General features: G+C 40.6%; 16 protein-coding genes and 1 tRNA gene. 6 read left to right on the top strand and 11 right to left on the bottom strand.

Features of this window, described 5'->3' with window-relative positions; genetic code table 11:
- Positions 1 to 332 precede the first annotated feature (332 nt).
- Positions 333 to 983 (bottom strand): YidC/Oxa1 family membrane protein insertase, encoded by a 651-nt coding sequence (locus Q4557_RS17540; protein WP_303414319.1) that lies wholly within the window; start codon positions 981 to 983, stop codon positions 333 to 335.
- A gap of 1,157 nt (positions 984 to 2,140) precedes the next feature.
- On the opposite strand from Q4557_RS17540, the gene Q4557_RS17535 reads away from it, so the two are divergent.
- On the top strand, positions 2,141 to 3,361 hold the full coding sequence (locus tag Q4557_RS17535) for a DcaP family trimeric outer membrane transporter (protein WP_303414315.1): 1,221 nt from the start codon (positions 2,141 to 2,143) through the stop codon (positions 3,359 to 3,361).
- Positions 3,362 to 3,521: 160 nt separating this feature from the next.
- On the opposite strand, the gene Q4557_RS17530 is transcribed toward Q4557_RS17535, so the two are convergent.
- The 5 genes from Q4557_RS17530 to rmuC form a co-directional block, all read right to left on the bottom strand.
- Positions 3,522 to 5,606: a DUF3488 and transglutaminase-like domain-containing protein gene (locus Q4557_RS17530; protein WP_303414312.1), complete on the bottom strand. Its 2,085-nt coding sequence runs from the start codon at positions 5,604 to 5,606 to the stop codon at positions 3,522 to 3,524.
- Positions 5,603 to 6,703: a DUF58 domain-containing protein gene (locus tag Q4557_RS17525; protein WP_303414310.1), complete on the bottom strand. Its 1,101-nt coding sequence runs from the start codon at positions 6,701 to 6,703 to the stop codon at positions 5,603 to 5,605. Before Q4557_RS17525 ends, Q4557_RS17530 begins: the two co-directional genes overlap by 4 nt.
- A 17-nt stretch (positions 6,704 to 6,720) precedes the next feature.
- Positions 6,721 to 7,632 (bottom strand): MoxR family ATPase, encoded by a 912-nt coding sequence (locus tag Q4557_RS17520; RefSeq protein WP_102439756.1) that lies wholly within the window; start codon positions 7,630 to 7,632, stop codon positions 6,721 to 6,723.
- Between the two features lie 299 nt (positions 7,633 to 7,931).
- Entirely contained in the window at positions 7,932 to 9,866 is a 1,935-nt protein-coding gene (locus Q4557_RS17515) for a transglycosylase SLT domain-containing protein (RefSeq protein ID WP_303414308.1), read from the bottom strand.
- Positions 9,867 to 10,072: 206 nt separating this feature from the next.
- On the bottom strand, positions 10,073 to 11,554 hold the full coding sequence (rmuC, locus tag Q4557_RS17510; RefSeq protein ID WP_102439758.1) for a DNA recombination protein RmuC: 1,482 nt from the start codon (positions 11,552 to 11,554) through the stop codon (positions 10,073 to 10,075).
- Between the two features lie 195 nt (positions 11,555 to 11,749).
- Between rmuC and msrP the strand changes: the two genes are divergently transcribed.
- Both msrP and msrQ read left to right on the top strand, forming a co-directional pair.
- Positions 11,750 to 12,784, top strand: coding sequence for a protein-methionine-sulfoxide reductase catalytic subunit MsrP (gene msrP, locus Q4557_RS17505; RefSeq protein ID WP_102476121.1), 1,035 nt, complete (start codon positions 11,750 to 11,752; stop codon positions 12,782 to 12,784).
- Entirely contained in the window at positions 12,784 to 13,431 is a 648-nt protein-coding gene (gene msrQ / locus Q4557_RS17500) for a protein-methionine-sulfoxide reductase heme-binding subunit MsrQ (RefSeq protein ID WP_303414304.1), read from the top strand. The genes msrP and msrQ overlap by 1 nt, the downstream gene beginning before the upstream one ends.
- A 133-nt stretch (positions 13,432 to 13,564) precedes the next feature.
- Here msrQ and Q4557_RS17495 read toward each other — a convergent pair whose 3' ends face one another.
- The 4 genes from Q4557_RS17495 to Q4557_RS17480 all read right to left on the bottom strand — a co-directional run bounded on the left by Q4557_RS17495 (position 13,565) and on the right by Q4557_RS17480 (position 16,617).
- Positions 13,565 to 13,912, bottom strand: a complete 348-nt coding sequence (locus Q4557_RS17495; RefSeq protein ID WP_303414302.1) for a hypothetical protein — start codon at positions 13,910 to 13,912, stop codon at positions 13,565 to 13,567.
- Between the two features lie 343 nt (positions 13,913 to 14,255).
- A tRNA-Pro gene (locus Q4557_RS17490) sits at positions 14,256 to 14,332 on the bottom strand.
- A 199-nt stretch (positions 14,333 to 14,531) separates the two neighbouring features.
- Positions 14,532 to 16,322, bottom strand: coding sequence for a DUF3413 domain-containing protein (locus Q4557_RS17485; protein ID WP_303414299.1), 1,791 nt, complete (start codon positions 16,320 to 16,322; stop codon positions 14,532 to 14,534).
- 76 nt (positions 16,323 to 16,398) lie between these two features.
- On the bottom strand, positions 16,399 to 16,617 hold the full coding sequence (locus Q4557_RS17480; protein WP_076536859.1) for a YejL family protein: 219 nt from the start codon (positions 16,615 to 16,617) through the stop codon (positions 16,399 to 16,401).
- A 265-nt stretch (positions 16,618 to 16,882) separates the two neighbouring features.
- Between Q4557_RS17480 and yejK the strand changes: the two genes are divergently transcribed.
- Both yejK and corA read left to right on the top strand, forming a co-directional pair.
- Entirely contained in the window at positions 16,883 to 17,911 is a 1,029-nt protein-coding gene (gene yejK, locus Q4557_RS17475) for a nucleoid-associated protein YejK (protein ID WP_102439763.1), read from the top strand.
- A gap of 200 nt (positions 17,912 to 18,111) precedes the next feature.
- Entirely contained in the window at positions 18,112 to 19,059 is a 948-nt protein-coding gene (gene corA / locus Q4557_RS17470) for a magnesium/cobalt transporter CorA (RefSeq protein ID WP_102439764.1), read from the top strand.
- Between the two features lie 101 nt (positions 19,060 to 19,160).
- Here corA and Q4557_RS17465 read toward each other — a convergent pair whose 3' ends face one another.
- The gene (locus tag Q4557_RS17465; protein ID WP_303414294.1) at positions 19,161 to 20,423 is read right to left on the bottom strand and encodes a DUF3391 domain-containing protein; all 1,263 of its coding nucleotides are present in this window, start codon (positions 20,421 to 20,423) and stop codon (positions 19,161 to 19,163) included.
- A gap of 123 nt (positions 20,424 to 20,546) precedes the next feature.
- On the opposite strand from Q4557_RS17465, the gene Q4557_RS17460 reads away from it, so the two are divergent.
- On the top strand, positions 20,547 to 21,245 hold the full coding sequence (locus Q4557_RS17460) for a 2OG-Fe(II) oxygenase (RefSeq protein ID WP_102519954.1): 699 nt from the start codon (positions 20,547 to 20,549) through the stop codon (positions 21,243 to 21,245).
- Positions 21,246 to 21,248: the final 3 nt, after the last annotated feature.

Here is a 21,248-nt window from a genome sequence, read left to right as displayed (position 1 = left end):
TTTCCACTTGATAGATATCAAGCTTTTTTGCTGTGTTGAATTTAGTTTATGAGTTATTTTTGGTGATTAATGATGAAATATTCAGTCCTTTGGCCATCAGTAAATGAATTTTGGTGTTGGCAACTCACGAAGGCGTTATGTTATAAATTTAGAGTAATGGGTGGCTTTATATTTTTAGCAACCAAATTCGATAAGAATTGGTTGGTGGGATTAGCTTGTTTTTGTGCTGTTGAGGGGTACTTAATGGAGAATGTTGGAGACACAAAATTTAGAGAATGGCTAGTTGATAAAAGGTCAGAATAATGTTTATTCTGACCTTTTATCTGTTCAAATTAAATAGCTTTATATGTGTCTTGTTGATGAAAGAATTTAGTAAGCACCAAGGATTGAAATAAACTCGTCACGCTAGATGTAGCCCAATATAAACCGATAGCGGATGGAAAGCTTATTAAGGTAACAACACAAATAATAGCGGGGATTATAAGCAACAAAGTACTGGTCTGCTCCGCGCTACCTGGCATCATAGTCATAGAAAAGTATGTAATAACGCCAACAAGCAATGCCAGTGCAACATCAGGTTTTGCAATGTTAGCAATCCAAGCAAATTTACTATTAAACACTATCTGTTGAAGGGCTTGGAACATGCATAACCCAAAAGCACCCTGACTGACAATATTAACTGCACTGCTTTTATCCAGAATTTTAATATTGTGTTTTTTATATAGTGCCATTGTACATTTAGCTATTTCATTTGGTTTGTCTTTATATATTGTTTTTATTTCTTCTAACTCTGGTTTTATTGCAGATATCGCTTTTTTATTTCTATACATATTCGCCATAGCTAAAACGTTAATAGGCATTAAAGCTAAGCGGCCAATTAGAGTAAACAATATTATTGCTACGGCCTCAGTCACACCAACTTCGTTAGTAAAAAAACCAATAGTTTGTACAATAAAACTGGTGAAAAAATTCCAAATATCCATTTACACTTCCTTGTTTGACATATTATGTCTAAGTTAGCTTTTGAGACATATTATGTCAATTGTTTTTTATTTGACCATTTAGTGAATGAAATATGCAGGAACTAAGAAAGCCTTCAATTTTTACTGAGATGACTTAACAACTTATTGGGCTGGATTTAGACTAAGAAAAAGGTAAAAGGCTCTGATCTCGACGTGATTTACGTTAAGCGCATTGGTTAAGTTATGGGAAACACATAGCTTCAATTTAACTTATTGCCTGCCGCAGGCCTATGTGCATATACAACTGCGAGACGCTGCAAGTACATCCTTGTAAGCTCTGCCAAAACGTCCCTGTTTTGGAAGCTCGCTGCTGCATCTACACCGGAATTTTCATATCTTCGATTTAACTTTATATATTGCGTTTAGTAACAGCGAAAAAAGTTGAATATCTATTTGTCTCTGGCTCAACTTTAATTGAGGCATCGAGAAAAGGCCGTGAGCTTGGCATGGATGCCAAGCTAGCTTTCGTTGGGCCAGGGAAGGCCCATCGGAAGCGTTAGGTTTTTTCGACAATGACCGAAGCCATCTACAAACGAAGTCAAAAGCTGGATTAATCCCCATCGAAAATCATGCGTTTTTCAGCATTTTTCGTCTGGGGCGCTGAGGGATTGTTAAGGGGGACAAGCGCTTTTTCCCTTGGCTCTGGTGTGGGCGAAGCACCACGACTTTGATCTAATCATTAATCTAAACGAAGTTTAGAAATAAACAGACCCATCTTAACCTTCCTAAATTAGCGCTTAAGCAACCGTTGATGAAACACCATTTGTGTCACCGATAAATGTTGGTATAACAGCGTAATAAAATGCTCTCTAAATGCCTGAAAGTTATCAGCCAATCCCCAGTAGATTTACTTCTTTATTTAATAAGCGTTAGTCCACATTCTGGCATTAATGTCAAAATGCTACCGTTGTCACTTTAAATACAATTATGGAACCGAGATTTAACTTATTGGTTACAGCTTGGTTGTTTTTTCCAAACCCTATTGCAACCCTCGTTTTGGAATTCATTCCAGTTCTATGATCACATCATTGATTACACATAGTTTCTCTGTGAGGCACCTTCTTTAAAGCTTAATTATTAGAGAAGGTTTTTTTAACAATAAAAATAATGGTGATGTGATGAAAAAACGTTTATTTCGAAACAATAAAAACTCGGCAAATAGTCAATTTAATTATACCAAAATAGGATTGAATTTAATTGGCGTATTGATTGGGAGTGCGCTTTCTGTGACTGGTGCAAACGCGGCAGTTATTGAAAATACCGATGTACAATTTGGTGGTTATATTAAAGTCGACAGCATGTTCAGTGATTATAGCCATGGTGCACCAGATTCAGGGTCTATTTCTAGGCAGTTTTATGTACCTGGGACAATATATGGCGTAGAGGGTAACGGAAATCAGGTGGTCGATTTTCAGGCGAGAGAAACACGATTTAACTTTAAAACGATTACAGATATTGATGACCATAAGTTAACCGGCTTTATCGAACTGGATTTTATGACTCATGCTGACGGTAACGAACGAGTGTCCAACAGTTATTCGCCACGTATTCGTCATGCATTTGTGAGTTTTGATAATTGGACTGTTGGTCAATCATGGACCACTTTTCAAAATCCAGCCGCTTTACCTGAGAACCTCGATTTTGTTGGCGCTGCAGAAGGCACCCCATTTGTACGCCAAACTCAAATACGCTATACCAATGGCGGCTTTCAATTATCTGTAGAAAACCCTGAAACCACCTTAAATGGTTACCAAAGCCCTAGCCGAATTCTGAGCGGTAGTGGCATGGTACCTGATGTTGTTGCACGCTATAACTTCAAAACAGAGGCTGGTGCTAAATTGTCTGTTGCTGGTATTGCAAGGCAACTCAATATTGAAACTCGCATTAGCGATACTCAATTTGATGCAACGGCTTTGGGTTACGGCGTTAGTTTTAGCGGTATTTTACCCGTAGGTGCAGATGATATTAAATTTACTGCGACTTATGGTGAAGGTCTTGGCCGATATATGGCGCTCAATTATGTCAATGCGGGAGTTATCGATGCCGATGGCGATATTGAGGCGATTACCTCTTATGGTGGTTTTATTGCTTATCGCCATTGGTGGAATGACCAATGGCGTACCAGTGTGACAGCGTCAGCGTTTAGCGCGGATAATGATGTCAGCTTGATGGGCGAAAATGTTAATAAAGACTCATATTCTGGTTATGTGAATTTACTTTATTCACCAGTGAAACCATTAACTGTGGGTGTTGAATATATGTACGCCAAAAACAGTAAAGAAAACGGTATTGAAGGCGAACTTAATCGGGTGATGTTTTCTGCTAAATACGTGCTTTAGTTTACTTATAATTAGTGAGAATAGAGATATAGCGATAATAGAGACATAACATGAGCCTGACAGCAGTCAGGCTCGATTTTAAGTACGTTTACAGGCCGATAGTAAGCTAGCCTTGTTATATACTATGTTAAAAATAATCAAATGGCCTTTGATTACCACATTAATTCATTAAATTCCTTTTCAGCTTACTAAAGTAGCGCTTAAACCATCTTTGGTGCAAAACAACTTGTTTCGCCGTCAATGGTTGATATTGCAGCGCAATAAAGTGTTCAGTCATTTTTTCAAAATTAGCCACCAGTTGTGGTTGCTGCTCACTAAATGCTTGATGAATAAACTGGGCATACGCTTGTGGTGGCATCGCATCACGTTGAAAGCCTTTGTGAGCCAGCTTTGCGCAAATAAGGTTATAGCGTTTGATGCAAGGATCTTGTTTGGGCTGCAGTTTAAACACGCCAGCAAAATAGGCAATAATAAGGGCAATGATGATAAAGCAGATGATCATCATAATAGCCACTTTACTGCTGCTGACATTGCCAAGGAGTTTGGCTAATACTTGTTGCTGGCGTTGCTCATCAAAACCCAGTACCCACACACTCCAGTAAAAATCGATGCTCGCCAGTTGCAGGCGAATATTGTTTAACCACGGAATATTTTTGACCTGTAAACTGGTAAATAGGCTGTCTTGTAAGTAACTGTCTTGGCCTGTAAACGTGGCATCAAAGCCGTCTAATACTCGCTCTGGGGCAATCATGGCGGTGGGGTCAAACCTTACCCAGCCTTGGCCTTCAAGCCAAACTTCAGTCCATGCATGGGCCATGTATTGATAGATGCTGTAATAACCGGCTTTGGGGTTATATTCGCCGCCTTGGTAACCGGTGACCATTCTGGCAGGTATGCCACTTGAACGGGCGAGAAATACTAGCGCTGAAGCGTAGTGGGAGCAAAAGCCTGCTTGGTTAGTAAATAAAAAGTCATCTACTTGCTGTTGGCCAAGCTTTGGCGGGCTTAAGGTGTAGTAAAAAGCCTGCTCAGCAAAGTAACCCATCATGGCATTGATGCGGGCTGCTGGCTGTGGGTAATCCTTAGCAAATTGGGCTGCCAACTGGCGAGTTTGTGGATTGCTATTATTAGGAATGGCCAAATTTATCTTGCTGATGTCTGGCGCGAGTTTGGCATCAAGAGCGCTACTTGGATAAGAGCTCACTTGGTAACTTAAGCGTTGATCAATGTTTCGCAGTGAGAATAGCCTAAAGTCGGATAACTCGACAATGTGCTCAGATTGACTAAAAGCCTGATCTAAACCAAACAACCATTTTTGATAGGTCGGCTCGGTGATCACTTGATAAATTAATGGCGCAGTAAGACCTGCTGAATTGGGCTTAGCGCGCTTAGGTTTATTGCCATAGGCGCTACGTTGTTCATTTTTACGATAAGGCGACTGACTCCAGCGTTGACCATCGTAGTTTTCCATGACCAGTGTGCGCCAGTACAGTTGCTCATTGCTAATGAGTTGCTGCTTATCGGTGTTATTGAGTTCATTTTCAAAACCGACTCTAAATGCCAAATTCGGCGAGCGGGTTAACTTACTAATATCCCCTAATGCAATTTCATCTGACAGGCCGGTAGTAGCATTTTTCATGCTGGGGGCTAACCACAATGGTGGCAGCCTTGGAAACACCACAAAAAGCAGTATGGCTAAGGGTAGGCTTTGGGCAAATAATTTCACCCCGAAGCGAAAGTTTACCTTGCGACTTGAATGCTGATAAATGCTGATCAGCACACAGGTATTAATGATGGCGACAAAGCTCAGTTGTAGAGTGTCGAGTATGGATTGGCGATCTAATAACGCAAAGCCTATTAAGAAAAAGCCCACCAAGACCACGACTTTAACATCGCGCACTTGGCGCATTTCGATGTATTTAAGGGCGTAGCCTAGCAGGAGCAAATTGACTAATGCGTTAAGTAAACCAATTTCCTGTGACACTAAAGCCAAGGTGACAGCGGCGCCAATGGCTAGCCCTGTGACTAATACTTTAGGCGGCGCCGCTACCTTGCCAAGGTAAATTCCCACACGCCACACAAAGCAAATGGCGCAAATGCCGATGCTCCATAAGGTGGCATGCTGGTATAACGGTGATAGCACCAATACATTGGTAATTAATAACCAAAAGAGGGTATTACGACCAATGTTCTCATTAAATGGATCATTTAACTGATGTTTTAACGCCTCTGAGCCTTGGGTCATTTTCTGTTCCCCACTGGGTGTTTATCAGTAAATGCTGACGTTGACTCAGGTGTAACTCTTGGTTCTGTTGTAATTGCTGGCTTAGCTACTGAACCATAAAGCGCAATCATTTGCTGACATTGTTTTCTGTGTGACTCGCCACTGTCTTGTTCGATAATTTGTTGGTTTAATGCCAAGCCAAAAACTTGCTGCGATTGAGATAAGGCGTTGACTTGCCACGCCAGCTTACTGAGTTTTTGTTCAAGACTATCACCGAGGGTGTCGTCTAAACTTAGCCACACCGGTTTGCCTTCAGGTTGGGCAAATTCTTTTGTTAGCATTCCGCGCCCTTGTGCCCATTGCTTCCACGCCACTTGTTTAAGTGACTCACCTTCAACGAAGGTTTTAAGGCCTTTATAGTCATCAACCCCTGGTTGTAATTTACCGTGTTCAAATTCGGTTTGATTGTCATTATCTAAACTGGTTAACGATACATGGGTGGCCAGCGGCGCGGCATAAATAATATGCTGGATATTTAAATCCACATAGGACCAAGTGTTAAATAACCCCAGTGGGAAACTGGATGAGACGCGAATTCTACCGGGGTTAGCTAGGCCTCTGGATTGCGCGGTACAGCTGACGCTGGTATCGACGCCTTCAGCGACATCGGTAATGCGGCTATGGCGCTCATTAGGTAGATTCAAGCAAATTTGCTGGTGGCTGGTTTGGCTGTTGTCTTTGTTGATTTTACTGGATAATACAATCGGAAAGGCCAAGTTTTGGTTGGCATAAGTCTCAGGCGGGGTTAATGCTGTTAAGGTTAAACCTGCAAGATTTTTATAGCTGTAAATAATGCAACTATGGAACACACTGGCCAGCAATAAACTTAAGCCGATCACCAAATTGTTTTGATAGTTGGTGCCAAATAAATACAGCACCACTATCAGCACAAACCAAGCGACGCCAAAGCCACTGGGTAAAATAAAAATACTTTTATGGCTTAAGGTAATTTGTTTGTTCGCCGGTATTCGCTTATCTAGCCACTTTGACCAGCGCTGCTTAATCGCGGCGGGGATCAAGCGTGAATACCATTTTTTTGCTGCCTTGGAATTATTCATCTGCAATTAATTTCTGCTTAGCTTATTGGGTTAACGCGTGCGAGAATTTGATCTGACAGCGCTTGCCCCTGCAGTTGGCTATTGGTTCTTATGCGGTGCTCTGCTACGCAATGAAATACGGCCTGAATATCTTCTGGTACCACATAATTACGATGATTTAATAGCGCCCAGGCTTTAGCTGCGTCTAGCAGTGCAATACTGGCCCGAGGCGATAGCCCATTGCCATCGATTTGCTGACGAGAGTATTGGGCAAGATTGATCAAATACTTAAGCACAGCATCAGAGGCACTGACTTTTTGTACTTGTTGTTGCAAGCTCATTAGCTCGGTTGGGCTTAAGCATTGTGTGAGCGGCGGGGCATCGCTGCGCTGATGTAGTCCTTTTAGCATGGCTAACTCAGCATGTTCATCTGGGTAGCCAATAGAAATGCGCATCATAAAGCGGTCAAGTTGCGATTCAGGCAGCGGGAACGTCCCTGATTGCTCAATGGGGTTTTGGGTAGCGATAACAAAAAAAGGCTGTGGCAATGTGTGTGTTTCACCATCAATGGTGATTTGTCTTTCTGCCATGGCTTCAAGTAAGGCACTTTGGGTTTTAGGGCTGGCGCGGTTGATTTCATCGGCTAATAACATTTGATTAAAAATCGGCCCTGGGTGAAATTCAAACACTTGATTTTGTTGCTGGTAAATGGATACCCCTAGAATATCAGCGGGTAACATGTCACTGGTAAATTGAATACGTTGATAGCTCATGCCCAGTGAGGTGGCTAAGGCCTGAGAAAGACTGGTTTTACCCATGCCAGGTAAATCTTCAATCAGTAAATGACCTTTAGCGAGAATGCAGGCTAGCGCCAGTTTGATTTGCTCAGGCTTACCTAATAATACCGTTTCTAATTGGCTTAACAGCGATTGTAGTTTTGTTGCTGACACTAAACACTCCGTTAGTTAACAAAAAGGGCCTAATTAAGCTATTTTGCTAACAAGTACATCGAATGGCTTACGTTAACCTGCCAAAGATAATAAAGGAAGATATTCAGTGATAAAAAATGATAGCTAAACTCTGTGATGAGTTTAACTATCGTGGCAGTGAGTTATCGGTTTCGAACACTACTCACGACAGCCTTAGTAAGTCTTAAGCGGCGTTAAAGTGGCTAAGCTATTTAGCTAAGGCTAATGGCTATTGGTTAATGACAAAGTGACCAATAAACACATTGCCGTCGTCAAATCTATCAGTAAGCAAACTTGCGTTCGGCTTCGCTGAACATAGGGGCATCGCGACCCTCTTGTTGCTGATAGATCATTCTATAGCTCAGTACGGCTTGCACATATTCCCGGGTTTCCTTAAAGGGAATGGTTTCGATAAAGCTCATGACATCCAGTTTTCCGCCAGACTCTTTTAACCAACGGGTGACCCTGTGGGGGCCGGCATTATAGGCTGCTGTGGCGAGCACGCGATTTTGATCAAACTGTTTGAGCAATTGGCCGTAATAAGCGCTACCAAGTTGAACATTATAATTTACCTTATATAGGTCATTTTTATTGTTAAATTTGAGCTTATTTTTTCGGGCGGTTTCTTTTGCTGTTGCGGGCATGAGTTGCATTAATCCGCGCGCACCCACACCCGAGGTGGCATAAGGGTAAAACGCACTTTCGCGGCGGGCGATTGCGCGTATTTCATCTATCTCAACCTGATATTTTTTACTGGCTTGTTCAAATTCGTTTTGGGCGGCGTTAGGAAAGCGCAATTGCAAACTATTCCATTGTCTGGCTTGTATGCTGGCTTCGACGCTATAATCAAACCAGCCATTTTTAAGGGCGAGTAGGCCATATTCAGCCTTCATCGCGGTATCATGGCGGCGCAGCAAATGAACCCATTCACTGCGAGCATCGCGGGTTTTATCGATGGCAATCAATTCGATAATTCTGGCAAGCCCTGGGTCATCATGAAGTTTTTTGGCAAGCAGTGGCGATGACTGTAACTTGTCATTATTTAACGCCAGCGGGGCCTTTATGGATTGGGCGGCGTAAAAACCATAAAAATTACGTGCTTGGCTAAGTTGCTTCGTTATCTTGTCTGCTTGGGTTTTATCTGTGGTTTTATTTATGCGTGCGCTCCAATACTGCCAGCGAGAGTCATCAATGACATCATCACTGAGTAAGGTTAGATAGTGTTTGATTGCTTTTGTATCTTGCGCTGCGATTGCCCAGCGCAAACGAATTTGAAATAAGTCATCAGAGTCTAAAATCGGTAAGCTTGCATCAATGTGTTCCAGTAAATCAGCTTCTTTTCTGATTAATGCTCGGCGGACAATATAACGATTAAGTTGTTGGCCTTTGATGGCATTAAAACGGTTAGCTTTATCATATTTCTTATATAATTTTACCGCTTGTTTTAAGTCTTTTCTGGCAAGTTTTCTGAGCCCAACATTAACAATATCCGCCACAATGGGCGTTTTAGAAGAAAACTTTTTGGTATTACGTAGGCTGTTGGGATCGCGATAAACTGAAATTAGTAAATCGGCCTCAGCTTTATTTTTGGTGATTTTTCTGGATAGGTATTGGGTTAAGCCATATTGGTTTTCATTAAAACTAAGTAACATTCTTGACCAAATTAATGCTTGGGTTCTTTTACCGGCCTTGGTCCATTGACTAAATAACACATCACAAGCCTTGGGGCGTGAGCGACCATAAAGCCACAGTTTTTCAGCGCCGTCATAAGCGATGTTGTTATTGCCTTGAGATAATTGAGCGCGGTAATAGTAACACTGCAAGGTGACATCATTAGGGGCGTTAGGTGAGATGGCTAAAAAGTTTTGCCACTGCTTTTTTTCGCCAGCATTTTTCAAATAGCGATAACGTAAGCCGTTATAAAGCGGAGTGGTATTAAACTGCTCGATGGCTTTATGGGCCTGAGTTCCACTCATTTTTATAATGTCGGCTACTTGCTCATGGTAATCAAGGTAGACAGTTAATGGGTAATCACCCAACTGCTTACGTAGCTTTTGGTATTGGTTGAGCTGTTGTTTATCTAGCGCTTTGCGGGCATCAAGATACAATTGTTGCTGGGGGCTTAAACTTGATTCTTCAGCATGGGCGAGATTAACGCTAGCTGACAGCCACAATAACCCTTGAAAAAATACAAAACTAACCAATATGTTGCGCATAATAATGAGAATCTCCGCCTCAGTACGACATCTTTTGCGAACCAAACTGTTTGAATCTAATTAATAAATAGTATCTATTAAGCTGCATTATCAATATTAGCCAAGTGTCTATTTTTGCTTAAGGTGTTGCCACCTCAAGCCAAAGAATAGTGCAATTAGCTATAATTGCTCATAAAAATTGCTCATAAAAACTGAATTAAAACCGCTTATGACTCTTTAGAGTCATCTAAGGCTTTATTTATTAATTGAGGATCAAGGTTTTTACTGGTTTCAACGCCCAACTTTTGCATAACATGGGCTTGCCTTATTAAATTACCTTTACCTTGGGACAGTTTATTCATTGCTTGCTGGTAGGCTTTATCGGCAGTGTCTAAAGCGCGGCCAAGTTTATCCATGTCGTCAACATAGCTGCATAATTTATCGTAAATTTTACCTGCTTGGGCTGCGATACTTTGGGCATTTTGGTTTTGGTACTCATAGCGCCAAATATTGTTAATGGTGCGCAGTGCTACTAATAAGTTGGTTGGACTGACTAACATAATATTATGATCGAGGGCGAAGTTCACTAAGCTAGGATCTGACTCCAGAGCCAGTAAAAATGCAGGTTCTATTGGAATAAACATTAATACATAGTCGAGACTTTTTAGGCCGTGTAGCTTGTGATAGTCCTTATGGCTTAGGCCTTTAATGTGTTGACGAATAGATAAAGCCAGCTCTTTTATCGCTTGTTGCTGTACTAGCTCGTCTTCACTATTAAAGAAGCGCTCGTAGGCAATTAATGACATTTTGGCATCAATCACCACATCTTTTTGTTCAGGAAGGTGAACGATGACATCAGGTTTAAAGCGCTTACCTTGATCGTCTTTTAAATCTTGCTGAGTATGGTATTCATGGCCTTCACGTAGACCACTTTCTTGTAGGACCCGCTCAAGGATGACTTCACCCCAATTACCTTGCTGCTTGTTATCGCCTTTGAGCGCCTTAGTAAGATTGACTGCATCTTGACTCATTCGCAAATTAAGTTCTTTGAGTGCATCAAGTTGATGTTTAAGGGCGCTGCGTTCAGTTTGCTCCTGGCTATAGGATTCTCTAACTTGTTGTCTAAAGCCTTCTAGCTGCTGTTTTAATGGCCCAAGCACACCATCCATTTGGCTGACATTTTGCTTTTTAAAGTTTTCTGACTTCTCCTCGAAAATACGATTCGCCAGATTTTCAAATTGCAGTTTTAGTCTTTCTTCGGCTGATTCTAGTAAGGCGATTTTGTCATTTAAAGCGGTTTTTTCGATATTAGCCTGCGCTTGAATGCTTTGTTGAATCGCATTAGATTTAGACAGTGCTAGCTGGGTTTCCATGAATTTACGCTGGCCATCGTTTAACTGTTGTTCTAGTAATGGCACTCTTTCGGCAAAGGCTTCCATTTTAGCTAATTGACCAATCAATGACTCGAGCTTATTTTGAGTGAGCATTAGCGCATCTTGTTTGTCATCAATTTGCTCTGTAAGTGATTGCTGTTTAATTTCAAATTCAGCAGTTAATTGGCTCATTTCTTCAGCAATGCGTTGTCTGTGTTGCTCCCAGCGCTGACGGGTTAATCGCTGATTAAGTAGTGCGCCAATTAGAAGAGATAAAAAAGCGACGGCGGCTAAAACGATAATTTCGGGGATAGTTAAACTTGTAGGAAATGTCATGCAAAAAACCTGCAAAAAATGATGCTTAAGATTCTCATGCAGGGCAGTACACTGCAAGGCTCAAAAGGACTAATTAATACTTAAGCGCTTAATTATTAAACTCAAAACATCAAAATAGTAAACTTTTTGAAATTTTAACGCGTATTAGACTGTCTACTATTTATATCAAATGATAATAATTGAATGAGGTGACCTATGGTGTCAAAGAAAGGTTTTTTCAAAGGCATTGCCAACCCACCATCATGGGCATTAAAAGAAAATCAAGTCACTCCAGAAACGGTGTTTCGGGATCGACGCAATATCGTTAAAGCCTTGGGGCTAGGCTCGCTCGGGGCTAGCTTGCCGGGGCAAGTGCAGGCGGGTTTGTTCGATTTATTTGGCAGCGACGATAAACCTGCGTTTGCGGTGCAAGGTATTGATTATACAAAGCCTAGCCGCTTTCAAATCAATGATAAATTAACCCCAGAAGATAAAATTACCCGTCACAATAATTTCTATGAATTTGGCACTAATAAACAAGACCCGTTTGAAAATGCGCAATCATTTCAAGTTAATCCCTGGGAGCTTAAAATTGAAGGCTTAGTGGATAAACCGTTAACCTTAGATTTGAACGACTTAACCAGTAAATTCGCCCTTGAAGAACGTATTTACCGCTTAAGATGTGTAGAGGCGTGGTCAATGGTGGTGCCTTGGGTAGGGTTTTCACTGGCTGAGTTATTGAAAATGGCAGGGGTATCTAATAAGGCAACTCATGTGGCCTTTGAGACCTTGTTTGACCCTGACCAAATGCCAGGGCAGCGAAATCGTTTAATGGGCGGCGGGATACATTACCCTTATGTAGAAGGGGTAACCATTGCTGAAGCCATGAATGAATTGCCATTTCTTGCCGTAGGCTTATATGGTAAAACCTTGCCGCCGCAAAATGGTGCGCCAGTGAGGTTAGTTTTACCTTGGAAGTATGGCTTTAAGAGTATTAAGTCCATCGTTAAAATTCGCGTTACCGATAAACAGCCACCTACCAGTTGGAATCAATTAGCGCCAAGCGAATATGGTTTTTATGCCAATGTGAATCCGCAGGTTGATCATCCTCGTTGGTCGCAGGCCTCTGAGCGCAGTATTGGTGAAGGCGGTTTGTTTTCAGCCAAACGAATTCCAACACAAATGTTTAATGGTTATGGTGAGTCTGTGGCTGGTTTATATAACAATCTTGATTTGAGGAAGTATTATTAATGCGCTTAACCCCGGGTGGTTTATTGTGGTTAAAAGGGCTTTTACACCTTAGTTTTATCTTACCGGTTGTTTATTTAATTATGCTGGTATTAACCGATAATGCTGGTGGCGATCCGGTGCAATATATTATTCATTTTACCGGTATGGGCGCGATAAATGCTTTGGTGGTGACTTTAATGATCTCACCACTGGCTAAGCTGACTAAACAAGGCTTGTTATTGCAAACAAGGCGGCTGGTTGGCTTATATGTATTTGCCTATGCTTGTCTACATATTAGCGCCTTTATCAGTTTAGATTTGCTGTTTGCGTGGGGATTTTTAGTTGAAGAAGTCATTAAACGGCCTTACATTTTAGTCGGATTTAGCGGTTTTATTATTGCACTATTGCTAGCGGTGACCTCTTTTAAAGCATTAAGGCGCAATATGGGCAGGCGCTGGCAATCATTACATAATTGGATTTATGTGTTAGCGATATTGGCACCCATTCATTTTTACTGGTCGGTCAAATCTGAGATTATTGAACCGAGTATTTATATTGCTGTGATAGCGTGCTTGTTATGGCTAAGAAGACGCCAAATTAGTCACTGGTTAATGCCGAAATCAAAATTGAAACCGAAAATTAATACGAATGCTAAAAGCCAAACCTGAATATTTAAGGTTTTTGAGTAGTTGAATTTTGAACGCTTAAGCTTAAAGGCTATAAGCTTGAAGATTTAGCTGATGACATAAAAATACCGGCAAAGTGTCGGTATTTTTATGGCTAGCATTTATTGAAAATCATTTATCTAAATAAGCTTTGTTTGCTTCTAGCTTGTTTTACTAAGCCATTGACCGAGTAACTGGCAAATAGACTAAATAACATTACCCCAGTCATAATCGCAGCAAGGCGCAGCCAAGGTTGCTCCATGTCTATTCGTAGATCAATATATTGAACAGTGCTTACGCCCCATACCGCGATGGTACCTAATACCAGGCCGATTTGGATTACTCGGTTTAAAAAGTTGCTTTTAAAAGCGAGTAGTAAAGGCATAACCGCACAAGTGATTGCTAATGGCATTTGAGCGTAACGCAAAAAGTGTGCGCCAAGTAACATGTACGCTAAGGTGATTAATAGTACGCGCCACCACATAGGGATTCTCCGAAAAGCTGACAATTGCTTAATGAACTTCTTAAGCAAGGGTGTTGAAAGATGACGCAATATAACCGATTTGCTAATGCTAATTTCTAATCTCTATCACATATTCAATAGAGAATAGTTCTTTAGGTGACAAAGCTTGCTGAAAGCGCTGAAAGTGAGATTTAAGGATTAAATCTAGGCTTGGGATTATGTGTTGATATTGTCATTGTATGGCAAGCACAGATGAAGTTATTAAGGTAATTTAAGTCTCTGAGCTTAATAATGAGTATTGATTTTATGTGTTATTTAGGCAAACGAGAAACTTAAAGAAGGGGTAACGCTAAAGCAGAAGAATTGGTCGGGATAACAGGATTTGAACCTGTGATCTCTTGTCCCCCAGACAAGCGCCTTACCGGACTAGGCCATATCCCGAACGTCATTCTTTAGCTAGATTACCTAGAAGGTATTTGCGCCGCAACAATAAAATGCAAAATTGAATTTAAATGATTAATAAACAGGCATTTGCTTTGTGGCTTTTACATCTTTAGTTATCTTTTGCTTGGAAAACAGGCAATATTTTCTGACGACTAAACCGAGATTGAGTTAAATAGCATCAACCACGGTTCAATGGTTATTTATTGTAAAGCCTTCGACCTTCGCGCATGACCTGAATTAGCTCAGGAGCACTGAGTTTTCGCTTAAGACGTTTTTTGTAGTCGATATCATAAATTCGATATTTTCCGTGTCTGCCTAGAACCGTAATCTCATCTTGTTGGTATATTGCAAAGGTACTGCTATCACCGATATAGACCCAGCTCTTCTCACTGGGTTGTAATAGGTTGTATCCAGAGCTGTAATCGGTGATCGGGTTATTACAATGCAGTGCTTGCCCCATGATTGTCGGTACTACGCCATAGTGGCTAGTACGATAATTTACGGTATCAGAGGTTGTTTTAGGCCAATGCATGACAAAGGGCACTTTGACATTAGCAGGTGAAAGATCCTGATTAACTTCACGAGGATTACTACTGAAAATTTGCCCATGGGTACCGGTGACAATGACTAAGGTTTGATCATCAAGGTTAGTAAGCAGTTGTTGTATTTGCTGATCGATAAAGAATAGCGACTGCCTGTATTGGTTATATAGCACTTTTTCAGCAGGTTTTAAGCTTAGATGGGGCTTAACAGTTTCAATGCCTAAAAAGCCAATTGGGGTGTCATAGTGCTTAGTGGCAGATAAGTTTACCAATGAAAACCACGGTGAGGCTTGCTGAGCTTGCCATTGAATAAATAGCTCAGTATTTTTGATGTCGGTTTGCGCGCTGCCAATATCGCTATGGCTTAGGTGCATATCCATACCGTCAAAAATGGCATGGTTGGCTAATTCGTCGGCATTGTCTTGGGGCATAAATACCGCTTGATGATAGCCTTGTTCTGACAATACTTGGGTTAATACTGGCGCAGTATGCTCGAACGCTTTTTTATCACTATAGCTCCCTTGTAAGCCATAAAGTAAGGCAAACATACCGGTATTAAATTGGTTGCCACCACTAAAGTGTTCAGTGAATTGCTTATTTTGCAGCTGATACTGGCTGAAAAACGGCATTGTTGCCGAGTTCACCATATCAGCTCTTAAACCGTCAACCGAGACGATTAGGATATTTTGTTGTTTTTGCGCTTTGCATTGCAGCGCAGCTATTGGGTAATTCAGTAGTTTTGATTTTGTTTGATAGGTCTTATCTGGCGCAGTGGTGCCTTCAATACCATGACTTTCCATAAATGAACGTGCCGTTGCCGGATAAGACAATGGCATGGTGTCATCAAAACGGGTAATTTGAATGACATCATTAGCATCTGCCCAAATATGGATAACATGACTACTGACAAAACAAATACCGATAAAGGCTATGACTTTATTACCTAACTGCTTTTTCTCTATTTTTTCAATTCGTTTCCACAGAAAATTCGCGGCTGTGAGCTCAATTAAAATAATGCCGATAGGAGTAGCAATATAAGAGGTGTTACCTAATAGGGCATTGAGATCTGACCAGGCTAAGTCAAAAGCGAATGGACTTAAGTGAATACCATAATCATCAAATATTACGGTGTCATAAAGTAAAATACATAAGCCGAGGGTTGCGATTAAGGCAGCATAACCCCGTAGGATTTTTGAATAAGGTAGTAATAATGTGGCAGGAAAAAGAAAAACGACGTAAACAATAAAAGCCAAAAAGCTAAAATGACCAATACTGCTAATGGCTAAGTAACCCCAACCTATGAGGGTTTCAGGGTAACCCACACTACTGAGGTATCGCGTTCCCACAATAATGGCTAACAAGCCATTAAAGAAGGCAAACCAGTGGCCCCAGTTAACAAGACGTGACACTTTGTCACGGGTCATTTGTTTTTTGCGCTCAACCATGCGGTATCGTTTTCCTAATTCGTATTAATCAAAAATAACAGGATAATTGATTAATTTAAATGCCTTTTAATGATACTTAACTGGTTTTTACAGATTGAGCCAAGGCTTTAGCGAATTGCTCTGCTACTGCTTGACGAGATTCACTGGGTACCTTGTTTTCCAATAAGTGAGAAACGCAGTTACCTAGCACCATCAAGCTTAAATCTGTAGGCGCTTGATGCTTATTCAGCACTGCTAATAGCTCAGAAATTAATGCTTCAACTTGGGTGTTGGTGTATTTAGATTGGATAGCCATATTCGAAATCGTTCAAAAAGTAATGAATTAGCACGTGATTATATCGGATTTAAAGCTGATACGCTGCAAGTTTCTGTTGCTGGGTGTTAGTGATTATGGGGTTTATAGCTGGTGTTTTCTAAAGCGGACAGAACATCAGTTTAACCCTTGGATCTCAGGAGATGCATTTGACGTAATTTGACGGTTTTATTTTTAGATTTTTGAACACGGTCTGTTATGATATCTACCGCTATTTCGCTTCCATCACAAAGATCAGTTAGGGCTTATGAGCATTAATATCGAACAAGCAATTATCCATGAAATTTCTCAAGATAGTCAGGGGCAACTAAGTTGTCGTTTAAGACCTCAGCCACTATTAAATAGCAGCGCCGTAGAAGCGATGTTAGAAGAATTACACCAAACCTATACCGGTAAAGCGGGTAAAGGTTTTGGCTTTTTTGGAACCCACGGCGAAGATGGCGAAGCAAACCCCGCTTTTTCTGATGCATTAAGTGAATACCGCAGTGGTGAATTAGGCTTTGTTGAGTTTAGCAGTGCTGCCAGTAAGCTTTTACAAGAAGAACTCGCTAAATATGATTTTAGCCAAGGCGGTTTTTTATTAATGTCTTGCTATACCAACATGACTAGCGATTATTTGTTTGTCGCCTTGCTTAATGCCAAGCCTTCAATGACGGTACTTGATGATATGGAGTTGTCGCAAAATAATCATCTTGATTTAACTAATGTCCAACTTGCCGCCAGAATTGATTTAACCGAATGGCAAGCAGACAAAGCTTCACGTAAATATATTTCATTTGTCAGAGGCCGCGCGGGCCGAAAAGTGGCAGACTTCTTCCTTGATTTTATGGGCTGTGTTGAAGGGGTAAATACGAAAGCGCAAAATAAAACCCTTATGCATGCAGTTGAAGATTTCGTAGCTAGCAGCGAATTAACCAAAGATGAACGTCAACAGTGCCGCGACAAGGTATTCGAGTATTGTTCAGAAAGAGCTGATGAAGGCGCTGATATTGAAGTCAAAGATTTAGCGGATGAACTTGCCGACTCTGGTATGGATTCGTTTTATGACTTTGCCTGCGGTGGATCTTATGAACTTGATGAAGAGTTTCCAGCAGATAAGGCCAGTTTACGTACCTTGAAGAAGTTTTCAGGTACCGGTGGCGGGGTAACATTAAGTTTTGATGGCGGCCATTTAGGTGAGCGAGTTATCTATGATCCTATTTCGGACACGATTTTGATTAAAGGCGTGCCTGCAAATTTAAAAGATCAATTAGACCGTCGCCTAAAAGGTGAATAAAGCAACGATTTACAATTAAAGTGTCCAAATGGGCACTTTTTTTTGCACTTAATTTAAAGATTTAACGATTTCAGCACATTATTTAGGGGATTTGGCTATTTTTACATTTTTATCATGGCAATGTGTGTTCTTTTTAGTACACTAGCCAGCAAACTTAACCTATTGTCAGTGGACGAGAAATCGACCACATTGGGGGATACATGATTACTGCCTATGTTTATGAAAATCGCAAGTTAACTGTTCACGAATTAAATGTTCGAGACAGTATTCCCGATCGAACATTGTGGTTAGATATGTTTAAACCCAATGATGATGAAAGGGAATGGCTAAGTCGGTTTTCGGTAGAAGAAGTACCCGAAGAAGAAGACATCAATGAGATTGAAGCATCAGCTCGTTTTTTCCAAAGTAAAGATGGCTTACATATCAATTCATTATTCCCGCAACGTGTAGGATCAGACGTTAGAGGCATTAACGTTTCTTTCAATTTACGTAAGGATTTTTTGCTGACGATACGTGAAGAGGATATCGGTTTAATTCGCTTGCTGCGTAACTACTTACGCTTAGGTCGCTTAGATGTCAGCTCTCCTCAGGGGTTAATGCTGGAACTTTTCACCCTTAAAGTCGATTACCTGTCTGATTTAATTGAAGATGTATATTCAGTGCTTGAAAGTGTCGGCGAGCAAGTGTTCGAAGACCAAGAATTAGATGATGTGTTTAAACTCATTACCTTACAAGAAGATTCAAATGGTAAAATTCGCTTAAGTTTGCTCGATACTCAGCGGTCTTTACGTTATATCCAACGTTATTATCGCGAACATTTATCTGAAGAAAATATTAAAGATTTGCGTGAAATGCTATCTGATATTGAGTCATTGATGCCCCACAGCCAATTTATTTTTGATAAGTTAAACTTTTTGCTGGATGCGGCGATGGGCTTTAGTGGTATACAACAGACTAAAATTATTAAGATATTTTCGGTTGCAGCAGTAGTGTTTTTACCGCCAACGGTTATTGCCAGTAGTTATGGAATGAACTTTACCAATATGCCTGAACTAGATTGGCGTTTTGGTTATCCCATGGCCATAGGAATGATGCTCGCGAGCGCCGCAGGTACGTATTTCTTCTTTAAACGTAAAGGCTGGCTATAGCGCTTTTATAAAGCTGATGACTTTAAAGCCATTAACGCAACCGTTAATGGCTTTTTTTGTTGGGTCGATGCTGATGTTAAAACGCAAACTTAGCTATTCGATTATGCATTGCCAATGGCATAACTTATGTTTTCTCTTGGGCTTAGGTACTTGAAGATTTTTTCGGGTAATGCAGAAGCTGGCAAACAGCGCACAATGCTGATGTCTTCTTTTTCTAAATCAATAATTGGTGCTTGCTCTTTTGGTACGATAGGGTCGTAGAGCATAATTTGCGGAAATAATATCTTGTTTAAATTTACTGACATTACCATGCCAAATTGACCACTTGAAAGCTCGATGAGGCTGCCCGGTGGATAAACACCGATAGTTTTGATGAGCTTACCAACGTACTCAGGGTTAAGTTTACTTTTATAATTTTTGTAAAGTAGCCCCAAAGAAGCATAAGGGGTTTTAGGTTTTGATAACTTAGTACCGTTACACAAGTTATCGTACTCATTAATAACACTTATTAGTTGCGAGTATTTGTCTAACTGATTGCCTTTTAGGCCTTTGGGGTAGCCAGAGCCGTCAAGGTACTCATGATGATTAGTAATCATGGGTTTAGCCTGTTCAGGAAAGCTGTCAGCTAATTTTAAAAAGTTGAGGCTCATCAAAGAATGTTGTTTTAATAAGTTCTTTTCCGGCGTCGTTAGCGGCAATTGTTTGCTCAAAATATTACTGGGGATTTTTAGTTTCCCCAGATCATGAAATAACGCACCAAGGCCTATAAGTTCAATTTCATCACGAGGCCAGTTTAAGTTTTTAGCCAGCATCATACACATTGTCGACACATTGAGTGAATGATGGAAAATGACATCATTGGGCTTTGCATCAGTCATTAAATGCAGCACCAAATCATCAGAACTCAATAGCATATTGGTCATGTCTGTGATCATTTCTTTTGCATCACTGACCGAATTTAAAGGGCGACTGCCAAGCTTTGATACGCTTGAGCGCATCATGGCGATAGAACGCTCAAATTGCTGTTCGGTTTTTTTCAAATTGCGGCGTAACTTTTTTTGGGCATCGATTTGAATCTGTTTGTAAGATTCCATTTTAGCTTTAATCTGTTTTAGCTCCTCAGGATCAACCACTGTACTAGCGTTTTTATTCGCTGAGGGTTTTAAGTCAATTAACCCTAAATCACTGCGCTCGGCGTCATAATAAATATCGTTAATATTGAGGCTTTTAAGTAATTCAATTTGTGACTGGGATTTTAGTTTGAAATTACTAAATAAAAATGGGTGATCTTTCCATGAAATAGGTAGTCGAATGAAATGACCTACCTGAAGCTGATTAATTGAAATTTTTATGTTTTTGTTCATAGATTAAAAGAGTATCACCTGATTTATTGTTTTATTTATAGCGGTTATGTGGATGCACTTTGCAGTGCAAAACATTCCGTGGCAGCATGATATCATTACAATATTAAAAAGTGCCTATAGATTATGGATTTTATTGACGTTATACCCAATGCTATTAGTGATGATTTGTGCGACAGGTTACGAAATGCTTTTGATAATCACTCTGGAGTGACTGAAGGAAAGACAGGACAGGGTGTCGATAGGGATAAAAAACGCAGTTTAGATTTAACCTTAGACTTGCACAATAACTTAACCCAGCTTAAAAATGAGTTATTACAGTTAACATTAACCCATGCGGCAAACTACTTCAGCCAGTACCCTATGGCACTCATGGGCGCGGTATCTGTCACCATCGCCAATGATAAAGGTGAAGCTGTTACGCTAAATCCTGATAATTTTTCTGACCTAGGGGCGAATAAAGCCAAAGCGATAACGCAATATTTATACCGCAGTGGTACGGTTAATGTGCAAAAATATCAGCAAAGTTTAGGTGGTTACCCTCATTGGCATTCAGAACACTTTCCGCAGTCTGGTTCCCATGAAGCCTTGCATAGAGTATTACTTTATATGTATTACCTTAATGATGTTGAGCAAGGCGGTGAAACTGAGTTTTATTATCAAAATAAAGCCATTAAGCCTACAAAAGGTACTATGGTGATTGCCCCCGCAGGCTTTACCCACACCCATAGGGGCAATATCCCTATCAGTGATGATAAATATATTGCCACCTCATGGATAATGTTCAATCGCGCTGAGCAACTTTATACCGCGCAAGCGAAGTGATGC

This window comes from Shewanella sp. 5_MG-2023 (genome assembly GCF_030547465.1).
Classification (GTDB): Bacteria; Pseudomonadota; Gammaproteobacteria; order Enterobacterales; family Shewanellaceae; genus Shewanella.
Note: the sequence above shows the minus strand (reverse complement) of the source record. Positions and strands in the feature narration are given on the sequence as shown.

What these genes read in the sequence shown, in the direction of transcription:
- Q4557_RS17540 (WP_303414319.1), bottom strand. Translation starts at nt 983, where the DNA reads ATGGATATTTGGAATTTTTTCACCAGTTTTATTGTACAAACTATTGGT.
- Q4557_RS17535 (WP_303414315.1), top strand. Translation starts at nt 2,141, where the DNA reads ATGAAAAAACGTTTATTTCGAAACAATAAAAACTCGGCAAATAGTCAA.
- Q4557_RS17530 (WP_303414312.1), bottom strand. Translation starts at nt 5,606, where the DNA reads ATGACCCAAGGCTCAGAGGCGTTAAAACATCAGTTAAATGATCCATTT.
- Q4557_RS17525 (WP_303414310.1), bottom strand. Translation starts at nt 6,703, where the DNA reads ATGAATAATTCCAAGGCAGCAAAAAAATGGTATTCACGCTTGATCCCC.
- Q4557_RS17515 (WP_303414308.1), bottom strand. Translation starts at nt 9,866, where the DNA reads ATGCGCAACATATTGGTTAGTTTTGTATTTTTTCAAGGGTTATTGTGG.
- rmuC (WP_102439758.1), bottom strand. Translation starts at nt 11,554, where the DNA reads ATGACATTTCCTACAAGTTTAACTATCCCCGAAATTATCGTTTTAGCC.
- msrP (WP_102476121.1), top strand. Translation starts at nt 11,750, where the DNA reads ATGGTGTCAAAGAAAGGTTTTTTCAAAGGCATTGCCAACCCACCATCA.
- msrQ (WP_303414304.1), top strand. Translation starts at nt 12,784, where the DNA reads ATGCGCTTAACCCCGGGTGGTTTATTGTGGTTAAAAGGGCTTTTACAC.
- Q4557_RS17495 (WP_303414302.1), bottom strand. Translation starts at nt 13,912, where the DNA reads ATGTGGTGGCGCGTACTATTAATCACCTTAGCGTACATGTTACTTGGC.
- Q4557_RS17485 (WP_303414299.1), bottom strand. Translation starts at nt 16,322, where the DNA reads ATGGTTGAGCGCAAAAAACAAATGACCCGTGACAAAGTGTCACGTCTT.
- Q4557_RS17480 (WP_076536859.1), bottom strand. Translation starts at nt 16,617, where the DNA reads ATGGCTATCCAATCTAAATACACCAACACCCAAGTTGAAGCATTAATT.
- yejK (WP_102439763.1), top strand. Translation starts at nt 16,883, where the DNA reads ATGAGCATTAATATCGAACAAGCAATTATCCATGAAATTTCTCAAGAT.
- corA (WP_102439764.1), top strand. Translation starts at nt 18,112, where the DNA reads ATGATTACTGCCTATGTTTATGAAAATCGCAAGTTAACTGTTCACGAA.
- Q4557_RS17465 (WP_303414294.1), bottom strand. Translation starts at nt 20,423, where the DNA reads ATGAACAAAAACATAAAAATTTCAATTAATCAGCTTCAGGTAGGTCAT.
- Q4557_RS17460 (WP_102519954.1), top strand. Translation starts at nt 20,547, where the DNA reads ATGGATTTTATTGACGTTATACCCAATGCTATTAGTGATGATTTGTGC.